General features: G+C 63.9%; 12 protein-coding genes. 4 read left to right on the top strand and 8 right to left on the bottom strand.

From position 1 onward, the window contains the following. Positions 1-66 precede the first annotated feature (66 nt). A complete protein-coding gene (rdgB, locus tag D9M09_RS20300) occupies positions 67-651 on the top strand; it encodes an RdgB/HAM1 family non-canonical purine NTP pyrophosphatase (protein WP_070222390.1) in 585 nt (194 codons plus the stop codon). After that, positions 648-1922: a radical SAM family heme chaperone HemW gene (gene hemW, locus D9M09_RS20295; RefSeq protein WP_121670244.1), complete on the top strand. Its 1275-nt coding sequence runs from the start codon at positions 648-650 to the stop codon at positions 1920-1922. The genes rdgB and hemW overlap by 4 nt, the downstream gene beginning before the upstream one ends. On the opposite strand, the gene D9M09_RS20290 is transcribed toward hemW, so the two are convergent. The 3 genes from D9M09_RS20290 to D9M09_RS20280 all read right to left on the bottom strand — a co-directional run bounded on the left by D9M09_RS20290 (position 1919) and on the right by D9M09_RS20280 (position 6189). Further along, positions 1919-3067, bottom strand: a complete 1149-nt coding sequence (locus D9M09_RS20290) for a tetratricopeptide repeat protein (protein WP_162995757.1) — start codon at positions 3065-3067, stop codon at positions 1919-1921. The genes hemW and D9M09_RS20290 overlap by 4 nt on opposite strands. Before the next feature lie 192 nt (positions 3068-3259). Continuing rightward, complete coding sequence (locus D9M09_RS20285; protein ID WP_121670242.1) at positions 3260-4993, bottom strand: methyl-accepting chemotaxis protein; 1734 nt, start codon at positions 4991-4993, stop codon at positions 3260-3262. A gap of 122 nt (positions 4994-5115) precedes the next feature. Beyond that, positions 5116-6189 carry a patatin-like phospholipase family protein gene (locus D9M09_RS20280; RefSeq protein ID WP_121670241.1) on the bottom strand — a complete coding sequence of 358 codons (1074 nt, stop codon included), beginning with the start codon at positions 6187-6189 and terminating at the stop codon, positions 5116-5118. Positions 6190-6394: 205 nt separating this feature from the next. Here D9M09_RS20280 and D9M09_RS20275 point away from each other — a divergent pair, with 205 nt between their 5' ends. Then, on the top strand, positions 6395-7246 hold the full coding sequence (locus D9M09_RS20275) for a hypothetical protein (protein ID WP_121670240.1): 852 nt from the start codon (positions 6395-6397) through the stop codon (positions 7244-7246). Positions 7247-7400: 154 nt separating this feature from the next. Here D9M09_RS20275 and tal read toward each other — a convergent pair whose 3' ends face one another. The 4 genes from tal to D9M09_RS29175 form a co-directional block, all read right to left on the bottom strand. Then, positions 7401-8336: a transaldolase gene (gene tal / locus D9M09_RS20270; protein WP_070312027.1), complete on the bottom strand. Its 936-nt coding sequence runs from the start codon at positions 8334-8336 to the stop codon at positions 7401-7403. Between the two features lie 130 nt (positions 8337-8466). Continuing rightward, positions 8467-9321 (bottom strand): SIS domain-containing protein, encoded by an 855-nt coding sequence (locus D9M09_RS20265; protein WP_034750862.1) that lies wholly within the window; start codon positions 9319-9321, stop codon positions 8467-8469. Positions 9322-9451: 130 nt separating this feature from the next. After that, positions 9452-10924, bottom strand: coding sequence for a glucose-6-phosphate dehydrogenase (gene zwf / locus D9M09_RS20260; protein WP_046685898.1), 1473 nt, complete (start codon positions 10922-10924; stop codon positions 9452-9454). Between the two features lie 96 nt (positions 10925-11020). Beyond that, positions 11021-11314 carry a hypothetical protein gene (locus tag D9M09_RS29175; RefSeq protein WP_162995756.1) on the bottom strand — a complete coding sequence of 98 codons (294 nt, stop codon included), beginning with the start codon at positions 11312-11314 and terminating at the stop codon, positions 11021-11023. A gap of 172 nt (positions 11315-11486) precedes the next feature. Between D9M09_RS29175 and D9M09_RS20255 the strand changes: the two genes are divergently transcribed. After that, positions 11487-12440, top strand: coding sequence for a chemotaxis protein (locus D9M09_RS20255; RefSeq protein ID WP_070222400.1), 954 nt, complete (start codon positions 11487-11489; stop codon positions 12438-12440). 128 nt (positions 12441-12568) lie between these two features. Here D9M09_RS20255 and D9M09_RS20250 read toward each other — a convergent pair whose 3' ends face one another. After that, on the bottom strand, positions 12569-13465 hold the full coding sequence (locus tag D9M09_RS20250) for an SMP-30/gluconolactonase/LRE family protein (RefSeq protein WP_070289148.1): 897 nt from the start codon (positions 13463-13465) through the stop codon (positions 12569-12571). Positions 13466-13470 lie beyond the last annotated feature (5 nt).

The following is a 13470-nucleotide window of genomic DNA, read 5'->3' as shown; positions in this document are numbered from 1 at the left end:
GCGGCGGGCCAGGGTGAGGGGAGCGCAAAAGGTTTACAATGTCGGCACTTCAACCGGACTACTGACATGACCCAACGCCTCATCCTCGCCTCCAACAACGCCGGCAAGCTCAAGGAATTCAACGAGCTGCTCTCGACCATCGGTTTTTCCGTCCACGCCCAGGGCGAATACGATGTGCCGGAAAGCGACGAACCGTTCCACACCTTCGTTGAAAACGCCCTGCAAAAGGCGCGCCACGCATCTCGCCTGACGGGCTTGCCGGCGCTGGCAGACGATTCGGGTGTGTGCGTCAATGCGCTCGGCGGCGCGCCCGGCGTGTACTCGGCCCGATATGCGGGCGAGCCGAAATCGGATGCGGCCAACAGCGCCAGGCTGATCGCCGACCTCGAGGCGCATGCCGACAAGTCCGCGTATTACTACTGCGTGCTGGTGTATGTGCGCCATGCGGACGACCCGCAGCCCGTGATCGCCGACGGCCGCTGGAACGGCGAGATGATCGCCACGCCACGCGGCAACGGCGGCTTCGGCTACGATCCGCATTTCTTCATTCCCGCGCTGGGCAAGTGCGCGGCCGAACTGACGTCCGATGAAAAGAACGCGCTGTCGCACCGCGGCCAGGCCCTGCGCGCGCTGGTGGAAAAGCTGCGATGATCCCGATCAAACTGGTGGGCGCCGTTGCCCAATCGGCCGCCAAGTCGGCAGCCAGGCCCGTGCCGCAGGAAGGCATTTCCGGCGCGGCCGGGGCGGCCCTGAAGTACCTGCAGCCGGGCGCGCTGAACCTGACGGCCCTGCCGCCGCTGTCGCTGTACATTCACTTTCCGTGGTGCGTGAAAAAATGCCCGTATTGCGACTTCAATTCGCACGAGGTGCGCGGCGACTTGCCGGAAGCCGAATACCTGGCCGCGCTGCGGCTGGACCTGGAGATGGCGCTGCCGCTGATCTGGGGCCGCAAGATCCACACCATCTTCATCGGCGGCGGCACGCCCAGCCTGATGTCGGCGGCGGGCCTGGACCGGCTGATGTCGGACGTGCGCACCCTGCTGCCATTGGAGCCCGATTGCGAAATCACCATGGAAGCCAATCCGGGCACCTTTGAAGCGGAAAAATTCAAGTCTTACCGGGCCAGCGGCATCAACCGGCTGTCGGTCGGCATCCAGAGCTTCAATGGCCGCCATCTGCAGGCGCTGGGGCGCATCCATGACGACAACGAGGCGCGCCGCGCGGTGGAGATCGCGCATGCCAACTTCGACAATTTCAACCTCGACCTGATGTACGCGCTGCCCACGCAGACGCTGGACGAAGCGCGGCAGGACCTGGAGACGGCGCTGTCGTTCGCGCCGCCGCACCTGTCGCTGTACCACCTGACCCTGGAACCGAACACCCTGTTCGCCAAGTATCCGCCCGCGCTGCCGGACGACGACGAGAGCGCCGATATCGCCGATATGGTGGCCGCGCGCGCCGCACAGGCCGGCTATGGCCGCTATGAAGTGTCGGCCTATGCGCAGCCGGGCCGCCAGGCACGCCACAACCGCAATTACTGGGAATTTGGCGACTATCTCGGCATCGGCGCGGGCGCGCACTCGAAGATTTCGTTCCCGCACCGCGTGCTGCGCCAGGCCCGCTACAAGCAGCCGCGCGCCTACATGGACGCGGTACTGGCCGGTAATCCGGTGCAGGAAGAGCGCGAACTGGCGCGCGAGGAAATGGGCTTCGAATTCATGTTGAATACCCTGCGCCTGACGCAGGGCTTTGCGCCGAACTTGTTCGCCGAGCGTACGGGCCTGGCCCTCAACGCCATCGAGCAGCCGCTCAATGCGGCCGAAGCGAAAGGCTTGCTGTACCGCGACCACCAGGTCATCCGTCCGACGGAACGGGGATTGTGCTTCCTGAATGACCTGCAGCAGATGTTCCTGGAGGATTAATGCGTGGTGACGGCGCGCAGGCGCTGCAGCTTGGCCGCATACAGAGTATGGTCGCTGCGCGTGGTGCTGTTGTTCATCGCCAGTTCCAGCTGCTTGCCGGCCTGCTCCATCTGGCCCAGGCGCGCATAGGCTTGCGCCAGCCAGAAGTGAAATTCGTGGTAGTACGGGTCGCGCGCGATTTCACGTGAAAACAGCTGTATCGCCCGCACGTAATCGTTTTGCTGCATGGCCGCCTTGCCCAGGTTGAAGTAGTGGAAAGGCGGCTGCGGCTGCAGCGCCAGCAGGCGCCGGCGCAGCGGCAGCGCTTCTTCGGGCAGGCCGGACGCTTCCAGCACCTGCGCCAGGTTCGACAGCAGCACCGTGTTGTCCGGCGTGCGCGTCAGCGCATGGGCGAAAGTGCGCCGCGCTTGCGCCAGGTCGCCATGGCGGAACTGGATCACGCCCAGGGTGTTGTAGGCGCCGCTGAACGAGGGGTCTTGCAGCAGCGCTGCCCTGGCCCACCAGTATGCCTGATTCAGCTGGCCCTCGCTCATGGTTTCGGCGGCGCGGTTGTTCATGTACATGGCGAGCACGGTCGCTTCGTCGAGTTCTCGCGTGCGGTAGCCGCCTATCTCCGCGGACGGCAGGAAATCGATCACCATCATGCCCTTGGCATCGTACCTGCCGGATTTGTCGTCCAGCCGCTGGCCCAGTACCAGGTTGACGTGGCCGGCGACAAAATACATGTCGCCGCTGCGGCTCCAGCTTTCTTCGCCGAGCACTTCCTGGTAGCGCACCTGCAAGCCCATTTCATGTGCCAGCGCCGCCGTCATGATCACCAGCGACAGGCAGTTGCCCTGACGCGCGGCGAACGTTTCGCGCGCATTGCGGGTCATGGCCGCATCGTACTCGAGTTTCAGCCTGCTCTTGTCGTACAGGGCGTCATACAGGGCCGCGCGGTCATTCTTGTTGCGCGCTTCGCGCCGCACTTGCGTGCGCACATACTGGCGCATGGTTTCGTCGATGGCAAAGACCTGGCTGGCGTCGATGGCGGCGGCCGGCGCGAAATCGCCGTCGTTGAAGATGGGGGCAGGCTGGCTGGCGGTGCTACGCTGCAGGCCGCCAAAGCGCCGCAGAGCAGGGCGGCGCCCAGGCGCTTGAAGCAAGAGGCGAAAACAAGATAGGGGCGCATGGTCTCTCCCTGGAGGCGCCGGCTGTCTCATGTCGCGGTGGCGCGCCAGTCCCACCTGAAACCAGTATCGGCGCGCCTGGCGCCGCTGTCAAATGGTTTCAAGCGCCTTGCCGCCGCCTGCACGGTGCTGGAAAGCGGGTTTAACGCCGGACTTAAAACCGCGGGCTTAAAACTCCTCCCAGTCCTGCTCGCCAGCGATGTGCGATGGCGTTTTGCGCGCCGCGATGCCGGCCGCCTTGGGTGCTGCGGGTTTGCCGGCCCTGGCCTGGGGCGGGCGTGGCGCGAGTTTTTGCGTGGTGGCGATGGCGGCCCTGGCCGGCCGCGCGGCGCGCACCGGCGCCGCCGTGGCCACGTGCTCGAGCTGGAAGCCGGCCGCCACCTGCGCCAGGCGCGCCGCCTGGTCCTGCATGCTTTCGGCTGCCGCCGCCGCTTCTTCCACCAGCGCCGCATTTTGCTGCGTCACCTGGTCCATCTGCGCGATGGCCTGGTTGACCTGGTCGATGCCCATGCTTTGCTCTGCGCTGGCGGCAGTGATCTCGGCCATGATGTCGGTGACCCTGCGCACGCTGTCGACCACTTCGCCCATGGTGCTGCCGGCCTGCTGCACCAGCCGCGTGCCGTTGTTGACCTGTTCCACCGAGTCGCCGATCAGGGTCTTGATTTCGCGCGCCGCGGCGGCCGAGCGCTGCGCCAGGCTGCGCACTTCCGTGGCGACGACGGCAAAGCCGCGCCCCTGCTCGCCGGCGCGCGCCGCTTCGACGGCCGCGTTCAGGGCCAGGATATTCGTCTGGAAGGCGATGCCGTCGATGACGCCGATGATGTCGACGATTTTCGTCGAGGCCGTATCGATGGCTCCCATGGTGTCGACCACCTGGCTGACGATGCCGCCGCCCCGTTCGGCCACGCTGGAGGCGGCCACCGCCATCTGGTTGGCCTGGCGCGCGTTGTCCGCATTCTGCTTGACGGTGCTGGTCAATTCTTCCATCGATGACGCCGTCTCTTCCAGCGAACTGGCCTGCTGTTCCGTGCGCGCCGACAGATCCTGGTTGCCGGCGGCGATTTCGCCCGACGCCGTGGCGATCGCATTGGTGCCCGTCTGCACTTCCGACACCACCTTGCGCAGCGCCTCGTTCATGCCGTGCAGCGCGCGCATCAGGTCGCCGATTTCATCGCTGGCAGGCGTGCCGAAATGCGTGCGCAAGTCGCCGTCGGCCACCGTTTCGGCCACCTTCACGGCGGCCTTCAACGGCTGCGTGATCGAGCGCGTGATCAGCCAGGCGCAGACGCTGCCCAGCGCCACCACCAGCGCGCACAAGGTCAGCAGCAGGGTGAAGCTGCGCCCGTTGGCCGCCTCGATCGCGTGCGCCGTGGCGTCGATGGCCTGGCGCTGCTGCGACAGCAGGGCCTTGACGTTGTTCTGGTACTTGGCGGCGGCCGGCGCGAAGCTGTCGCGGTAGACGCTTTCCGCCTGCGCCGCATTGCCGCCCTTGCGCGCATTCATCACCAGGGTCTTGGCGTCCTGGTACTTGACGCGTTCGGCAATGGACGCCTTGAAAATGGCCTTTTCCTCGTCGCTGACGAGCAGGGTTTCGATTTGCTTCAGCAGCTCGCCGCCCTGCTTGGTGCTGTCGGCGATGGTGTCGGCAAACACGTTCGACAGGGTTTCATCCGTGCTCCTGGCGATCATCGAAGTGCGCGCGATGGCCGAGTAAATCAGTACGTACCAGTCCGATACGAGGCGTTCCTTGGCCAGCGGCTTTTCCATCATTTGCCGCGTCGCTTCGGCATTCACGCTGGCGCTGTACAGCGCGTACGAGGTGGAGATCACGGACAGCAGCAGCACCAGCGCGAAGCCTGCAGCCAGGCGCGTGCCGATACGAAGGTGGGAGAGGGCGTGCATGGTTGGAACTCCTGTCGCAGAGAGATTAAAGGTTGCCTGTGCGACATAGTATGCACTGATAAGTGACCAAGAGGCGAGGGAAAAGCGCGCTTGTCTTTGCGCCTGTTGCAGCCACGCCCGTGCTACAGATCGCCCGCCTGGCGCAAGTCCGGCTGCTCGGCCCAGCGGGCGAAGGCGGCCGCCATGCGCTCGCTTTCCGCGATGGCGCGGCGCCAGTCGCGCATGCGCGCCGCGTGGTCCTGGCCGTAATGGGGGAAGTCGCGCCGGTCCGGCAATTTGCCGTTGGGCAGGCTGGCCACGAAGGCGGGCGAGGGCGAGACGAGGATCATGTTGTCGAGTGCGCCATCGCCGCGGCGCGCGCGGCGCCAGGGCATGGTCTTGTCCAGCCAGCCCGGCACGATATGGTCGGCAAAATGCGGGTACAGCACCAGGTCCGGTTCGCGCTGGTAGGGCAGGTGCAAATGATAGTCGACCAGGCCGCCGTCCCAGTAGCGCCCTGGCGGCGCGCCGGCGATGTCCGTGACCGCGTCGAGCACCAGCGGGATGGAGCCGGAAGCGAGCAGCGCGTCGCGCAGGTTGTCCTGCGCCAGCGGCACGAAATGCGAATGAAAGGCGTCGAAGCGCGAGCGCAGCCAGCTGGCGCCGTCCGGTCCGGCATGGAACACGGTGCGTTCCAGCGAGGCGGCCAGACGCGCGCGCGCCACGGCGTTGCCGGCGGCCGCCAGCAGGAAGCCGCGCCGGTCGCGCCATTTGCCAGGCTGCGCCAGCGCGCCGATGCCGCGCACGGCCAGCACCGACAGGCTATGGCGCTCATGCCGCAGCAGTTGCGCATCCTGGCCGTCGAGGACGGCGTCGAGCAGGGCGCGGCACGTGCGGCTCACGTGCGCCGCATCGGGTTTGTCGGGATAGCGCTGGCCCACGTATTCGCGCACCAGGCGCCGCTGCGCGGCCACCGGGTCGGGGAACACGGCGGCGGCCATGCGCCAGGCGCCGATCGAGGCGCCGACGAACTGGCGCGGGCGCGGTGCCTGCGGCAGGAAGTCGCCGAACAGCCAGCAATCGAGCTGGTGCAGGATCAAGCCTTTCGGCCCGCCCGCAGCGGCGGGAATGATGGCGATGTCGCTGGCGCGCACCCCGTTTTCGGCGATGCGCGCCCGGGCGCGGCGGCCCAGGCGGATGGTGATCGGTGATTGCATGAGTAGTCGCTGGCGGCCTGTAGCCAGGTATTTTACCGCCAGCGCGGCGACACGGCACAGACGCGCTCGGTATAGTCACATTGTTAGTATTAATAAATTTCTTTAAGGCAACTATTCTATTGAGAAATGTTGCATAATATTGGACGTTGAATTTTTGGCATGTGCCAAGGATTCCTTATGCCTTGCTTTTTTTTATTGGAATCATATGCAACTGAATCACGCTTTTGTTCTGACCCTGATCGCCGCTTCGCTCGCCGCTTGCGGTGGCGGCGGTTCGTCTTCCCCATCCGACACGACGGCTGTCGTGAATACGGCCAAGCCTGCCGATCCGGTGGCGCCCGTCGTTCCCGTCGTGCCAACGGCCACCGGCGAAAACACGGGTGCCGTCAGCGCCCGTTTCGCCAATGGCGACAACAGCCGCTACATCTTTACGTCGATCGGCTTGCAGAGCAGTGGCAAGGCCAGCCCGCTGGTACAGGATGCCTCCGGCGCCCTGAGCACGATCAGCGGCATCGTCTTCACCGGCAACCCGGCCGTGACGCGCGAAATCAGCGGCGACGCGGCCTTTGCGCAGGGACGCTGGTTCAAGGGCGCGTTCAGCAATAGTACGGGCGCCACTACGTTGAGCGGCAACAATGCCAGTGGGCATTACGTCGCCTATAACGTGCTCGCCGCGCTGCCAGCGACCGGCACCTTCACCTGCGATGCGGGCACGTTCACGGCGCCTAGCTATACGGGCGGCAGCAGCGTCTCGTCGACCGCCAACTTCGGCACGGCCAGCGGCACTGCCAGCATGTCCTTCGATGCCTCGGGCGCCAAGGTCGTGCTGGCCATCGACGCCAGCGCCGGCGGCAGCACGGGCAAGGTATCGGCTTCGACGACCATGGCGTCGGCCGCGTCGAGCAGCATCACCGGTGGCTACCTGTCGAATGGCACGGGCGCGCAGCTGATGCTGGGCGACGGCGGCGCTGGCCGCTATCTGCTGATCGCCGCCTACAAGGCGCAGCTGGCGAATGGCGCCAACTACCAGGGCGTGGCCACCTTCCGTTGCTCTTGATGACGCCTGACGGCACCTGCTGCGCGTCGTGATTTGCGGCCGCTCGCAATGGTGCCGTCAGTCGCCCTGAGGCCAACGAGGACGACTAGAATAAAAAAAGCGGCGTCCGTGCAATGCACGGCGCCGCTTTTTTTCGCCCGTCGTAATGATGCGATTACCGCAGCGCCGCGATCATCTGTTTCAGCTTGCCGGAATCGACGCAGAAGGCGCGGATGCCTTCGGCCAGTTTTTCCGTCGCCATCGCGTCTTCATTCATCATGAAGCGGAAGGCTTCTTCGTTCAGCGACATTTGCACGATGTTGGTCGATGGCGCCGCTTCGGCGCTCAGCTTGCGTTCCACCGGCGCATCGCTGTCGGCCAGCTTTTGCAGCAGGTCGGGGCTGATGGTGAGCAGGTCGCAGCCGGCCAGTTCGAGGATTTGCGAGGTGTTGCGGAAGCTCGCGCCCATCACCTCGGTCTTGTAGCCGAACTTGCGGTAGTAATTGTAGATGCGGCGCACCGATTGCACGCCCGGGTCTTCCGCGCCCATGTAGTCGATGCCCGTCGATTTCTTGTACCAGTCGTAGATGCGGCCGACGAACGGGGAAATGAGCTGGGCGCCCGCTTCGGCGCAGGCAATCGCCTGGGCCAGCGAGAACAGCAGGGTCATGTTGCAGCGGATGCCTTCCTTTTCCAGGATGGCGGCGGCGCGGATGCCTTCCCAGGTGGAGGCGATCTTGATCAGCACGCGCTCGCGGGCAATGCCCGCGTTCGAATACAGGGCGATCAGGTCGCGGCCCTTGGCCACCGTGCCCTGCGTGTCAAACGACAGGCGCGCATCGACCTCGGTGGAGACGCGGCCGGGGATGGTTTGCAGGATTTCCACGCCAAAGGCGATCAGCAGGCGGTCGATGATCTCGGTGGTCGAGGCGTTCGGATGGTCGCGCACGGCCTTTTCCAGCAGCGGCTTGTATTCATCCTTCTGCACGGCCTTCAGGATCAACGACGGATTCGTCGTCGCATCGCGCGGCGTGTAGGCCTGGATCGATTGGAAGTCGCCGGTGTCGGCCACCACGGTAGTAAATTGCTTCAGTTGTTCGAGTTGGTTCATGGCTGCACAGGAAAGAGTGAATGGGCTTGCCAGGGTATTGTACCGAATGCGGGACGGTGGCGGCGCTTTTAACCCAAGGGCTAAAGTGCCGGGGTCGGACCCGGCGGGTCTGGCCCCGGATTGCCGCTTTTTAGCCGATAAACGAATCAAACTGCATGTCGAATTCCTGCAGCGCCTTTTGCGCATTCTGCATCTTCTTGCGGAATTCCGGTCCCCGTTGCAGGGCCAGGCCCACGGCCAGCACGTCGATCACGACCAGGTAGGCCAGGCGCGCCGAAATGGGCGTGTAGGGGTCGGTGTTGAAGACCAGGTCGATCGGGATCAGCACGGTGGCCAGGTCGGCCAGCGGCGTGCCCGATGGGGCCAGCACGACGACGTCGGCGCCGCCGCGGCGCGCCAGTTTCACGGAGCGCACCAGGGCGGGGCTGTTGCCGCGCTGCGAGATGGCCACCAGGCAGTCGCCGCCGCGCAGCAGGGCCGCCGCGATGCTGTGGATGTTCGGGTCGCTGTAGGCCACCGTCGGTACGCCCGAGCGGAAGAACTTGTGCTGCGCGTCGGCCGCCACGATGCCCGACGTGCCCTGGCCATAGAATTCGATCTTGCTGGCGCGCGACAGGATGTCGAGCGCGCGCTGGATCGCTTCCGGATTCAGGTTGTTGCGCAGGTCGAGCAGGGTATTGATCGAGCGGCTGCAGATTTTATTCACCAGGTCGGCGGCCAGATCGTCCTGCGCCGGCTGCTCGTTCGCGCCCGGCATGGCCAGCGCCAGGCCCTGCGCCAGTTTCAGCTTGAATTCATGCCAGCCGTCATAGCCCAGGGTGCGGCAAAAGCGCACCACGGTCGGTTCCGACACCTGCGCGCTTTTCGCCAGCGCCGTGATGTTCTGGCTGACCGTCTGGTTGGGCTGGTCTAGCACGGCCAGCGCGACCTTTTTCTCCGACTTGGAGAGCGAATCGAGCTGGGTGCGGATGGAATCGAGTAGCATTGATTGATCTTCTGGCAGTAATGCCGTAAGTTTGCGTCCTTTTCACCCCAAAAGCAAAGTTCCGGGGTCGGACCCTCAGGGTCCGACCCCAGTATTTCGCCGTTCAGGGTTAAGCCAAATCTTAACGGCTTCAGTCCTCTGGCAAGGCCTCTTCACGCCACTGCAAGCCGTCGCGGCCGATCAGGGCGCTGGCGGCCGCGGGGCCCCAGGTGCCGGCCGTGTACGGAATCGGCGCGCTGTCGTTCTGTTCCCAGCTGTCGAGAATCGGCTCGACCCATTCCCAGGCCGCTTCCAGTTCGTCGCCGCGCATGAACAGGGTCAGCTGGCCGCGCAGGACGTCGAGCAGCAAACGCTCGTAGGCGTCCATGCGTGGGGTCTTGAACGATTCGCGGAAATCGAGTTCCAGTTCCGCCGGTTTCAAGCGCATGCCGTCGCCCGGGGTTTTCGCCATCAGGTTCATGCGCAAGCCTTCGTCCGGCTGCAAACGGATCACCAGGCAGTTCGGCTGGAAGCTCGACGTCGGCTGGTTGAAGATCGAATGCGGAATTTGCTTGAAGCGCACGACGATCTCGGCCAGGCTGTCGGCCATGCGCTTGCCCGTGCGCAGGTAGAACGGCACGCCGGCCCAGCGCCAGGTGTCGATTTCCGCCTTCAGCGCGACGAAGGTTTCGGTGCGCGAATGTTCCGGCGCATCGGGCTCGTCGCGGTAGCTCGGCACGGTGGCGCCGTCGACGTGGCCGGCGCGGTACTGGCCGCGCACGATGTTTTGCGCCAGGGTGGTCGGTGTGAATTTTTTCAGCGAGCGCAGCACTTGTAGCTTTTCATCGCGCACGGCGTCCGGCGCGATCGAGGTCGGCGGTTCCATGGCGACGATGCACAGCAGTTGCAGCAAGTGGTTTTGCAGCATGTCGCGCAGCGCGCCCGAGGTGTCGTAGTAACCCATGCGGTTGCCCACGCCCAGCTTTTCGGCGATGGTGATCTGCACGTCGGAAATCCATTCGCGGCGCCACAGCGGTTCGAACAGGATGTTGCCGAAGCGCAGGGCCAGCAAGTTCTGCACGGTTTCCTTGCCCAGGTAATGGTCGATACGGTAGATCTGCGATTCCTGGAAGACCTTGCCCACTTCGGCATTGATCTGCTTGGCGCTGGCCAGGTCGCGGCCCAGCGGCTTTTCCAGCACCACGCGCGAATTCGGCGTGACCAGACCGTTGTCTTCCAGGTTGTCGCAGATCAAGGCAAACAGATGCGGCGGCGTCGCCAGGTAGTACACGCGCGTCAGGTCGGCGTCGCCGCGCAGCGCTTCGACCAGCGGCGCGTACGTGGCCGCATCGCTGGCGTTGAGCGACACGTACACGATGCGTGCGCAGAACTTGCTCCAGGTGGCGGCGTTCAGGGTGCTGGCCTTGATGTGGGGACGCGAATTGGTCTCCACCATTTTCAGGAAGGCATCCTGGCCGCTGTCCTGGCGGCCCACACAGATGATGCGCGCCGTCGGCGGCAAATCGTTCGCGACGTCGCGCGCATACATTGCAGGCAACAACTTGCGCATTGCTAAATCGCCGCTGCCGCCAAACAGGACCAGGTCAAAATCGGTAAGTGCCATAAGTGAGTGTCGTCGCAAAAGTAAAAGGGCCGGAGCGGGGAGAAAGCCGACCGGAAGTGCCAGTCTGTCGCTACTATAATCGATGGTGTAAATTTACTACGTAGAACAGGCAATTGCAAGAAATTTTACTACATTCCATCCGCTGCCGTCGCCATTTTGCCCGGTATGCCTGCCTGCGATGCCGGCATGGCCATTATATGCCGTTCGCCGGCGCCGGCGCAGCGTCATGCTGGTTATCGGCTTTGCAAAGCAACCATGGTTGCCAGGGAAATTTTCGATTCTCTCCGTCATCATTTGCGCTGTAGCAACAAGGAAATCAAGAAATGCTGTCAGGATCGCCGTTGGCAGCGTAAAGTAGCTTTGAAGAAAGTAAAAAAACGTATAATTCAAGCTCGAATCGATAGCAACTATTGGTTGTATGAAGTTGTACGATATACACTGCACCGTTAGCGCCGGCCATGCCCCAAACCCGCCGTCCGGCGTCCATGCGACGTGCAGTCCGCACTGTCCGCAGCATCAGGGGCGGGCGACTTAACTTTACAAGACGGCTCAAGGGGACACAATGAATTCAATGCAGCAAGATGTCGATGAACGCACCAGCCTGACAGGCAATAACAAATTCGAACTGTTCCTGTTCAAGCTGGGGACCAGTGATCACTCGGCCAGCCGCGAACTGTTCGGCATCAATGTGTTCAAAGTCCGTGAAATCATGGAAATGCCGGCCATCACGGCGGTGGCTGGTTCGCACCCGCACATGCTGGGCGTGGTCAATATCCGTGGTCAGATCGTTCCCGTGATCGACTTGCCGATGGCGGTCGGTTGCAAGAGCAGCGGCTTGAAGATCCTGATGGTGACGGAATTTGCCCGCTCGACACAGGCGTTTGCCGTGGAAGAGGTCGATGAAATCGTGCGCCTCGAGTGGAATCAGGTCTTGTCGGCCGAATCGAGCGTCGGCGGCGGCCTCGTCACCAGCATCGCCCGCCTCGATGGCGACACGGACAAGACCCGCCTGGCGCAAGTGCTGGACGTGGAGCAAATCCTGCGCAACGTGCTGCCGTCGGGCGACCCGGACGTGGACGAAAACAGCATCGGCCCGCAAGTGCGCTTGCCGGCCGGCGCCGTGATTCTCGCGGCCGACGATTCCTCGCTGGCCCGCTCGTTGATCGAAAAGGGCCTCGAAGCGATGGGCGTGCCTTTCATCATGACCAAGACGGGCAAGGAAGCGTGGGAGCGCCTGCAAGCGATCTCGGCCCAGGCGGCCACGGAAGGCAAGACGGCGAAAGACAAGGTCGCGCTGGTGCTGACCGACCTGGAAATGCCGGAAATGGACGGCTTTACCCTGACGCGCAACATCAAGAACGATGGCCGCTTCTCCAACATTCCCGTGGTGATCCACTCGTCGCTGACGGGCTCGACCAACGAAGACCACGTCAAGGGCGTGGGCGCCGACGGTTATGTGGCCAAGTTCGTCGCGGCTGAATTGGCCGAGACGATCCGCAAGGTGCTGTCGCGGTAATCCGACGGCACCATGGCCAACACTGTTGTCGGATTACGCGGGGCCTTGCCCCGCTAATCCGACCTACGTGAGCGTTAAAAAAGCGCCGGACCCTCGCGGGTGCCGGCGCTTTTTCATACCTGACCGTGTTACGCCTGGTAAGGCGTTTCCGGCTGGCCCGCCACGTCCACGCGCACGGACAGCACGTGACCCGTCAACGGGTAGTCGGCGATTTCTGCTGCCGAGCGGTTGTGGCTGGCGCTGGTGATGTACAGGGTGCGCAGGTCGGGGCCGCCGAACGTCACCATGGTGGGGCAGCGCACGGGCACGGTAATTTCGCCCAGCAAATGGCCATCGGGGGCGAAGCGCAAGATCTTGCCGCCTTCAAACATGGCCGACCAGTAATTGCCTTCGCTGTCGACGGCCGCGCCATCGGGACGCCCGCCGTAATCGAACGCTTTCTTGTCCATGGAAAAGCGCTGGAACGGTTGTGGCGCGGAAATGGCTCCCGTGGCCGCATCGAAGTCGAAACGGTCGATGCGGTGCGTGGTGGTATCCGAGTGATACATGGTGCGCCCGTCGGGACTGAAGCCCAGGCCGTTCGACACGGTCATGCCGCCCGACCAGACCTTGCGTACTTGTCCCTTTTCCAGCACGAACATTTCCGCTGCGTCAGTGTTGCGCGGCTCGAAAATCGTGCCGACCCAGAAACGGCCGGCCGGGTCAACCTTGCCGTCGTTGAAGCGCGTGGTGGTCATGTCGAACGGCGCCGGCGCGATGTGCGCCAGGCTGCCCGTCTTCGTGTCGAGGTGGGCAAAGCCGCTGCGCAGGGCGACGATCAGGCCGCCGCCGGCGTTGATGGCCAGCGCCGACGGTTCTGTCGGCATGGTCCACTGCGCATGCTTGCCACTGGCCGGGTGCAGCCGGTGCACGGCGCGGCCATCGATGTCGACCCAGTACAGGGCCGCTTCCTTGCCATGCCAGAGCGGGCATTCGCCCACTTGCATGGCCTTGTCGCTGACTACTTTGATTTCGTAAATATTCATAAACC

Source organism: Janthinobacterium agaricidamnosum (assembly GCF_003667705.1).
Lineage (GTDB): Bacteria > Pseudomonadota > Gammaproteobacteria > Burkholderiales > Burkholderiaceae_D > Janthinobacterium.
This window is presented reverse-complemented; position numbering and strand designations above follow the sequence as displayed.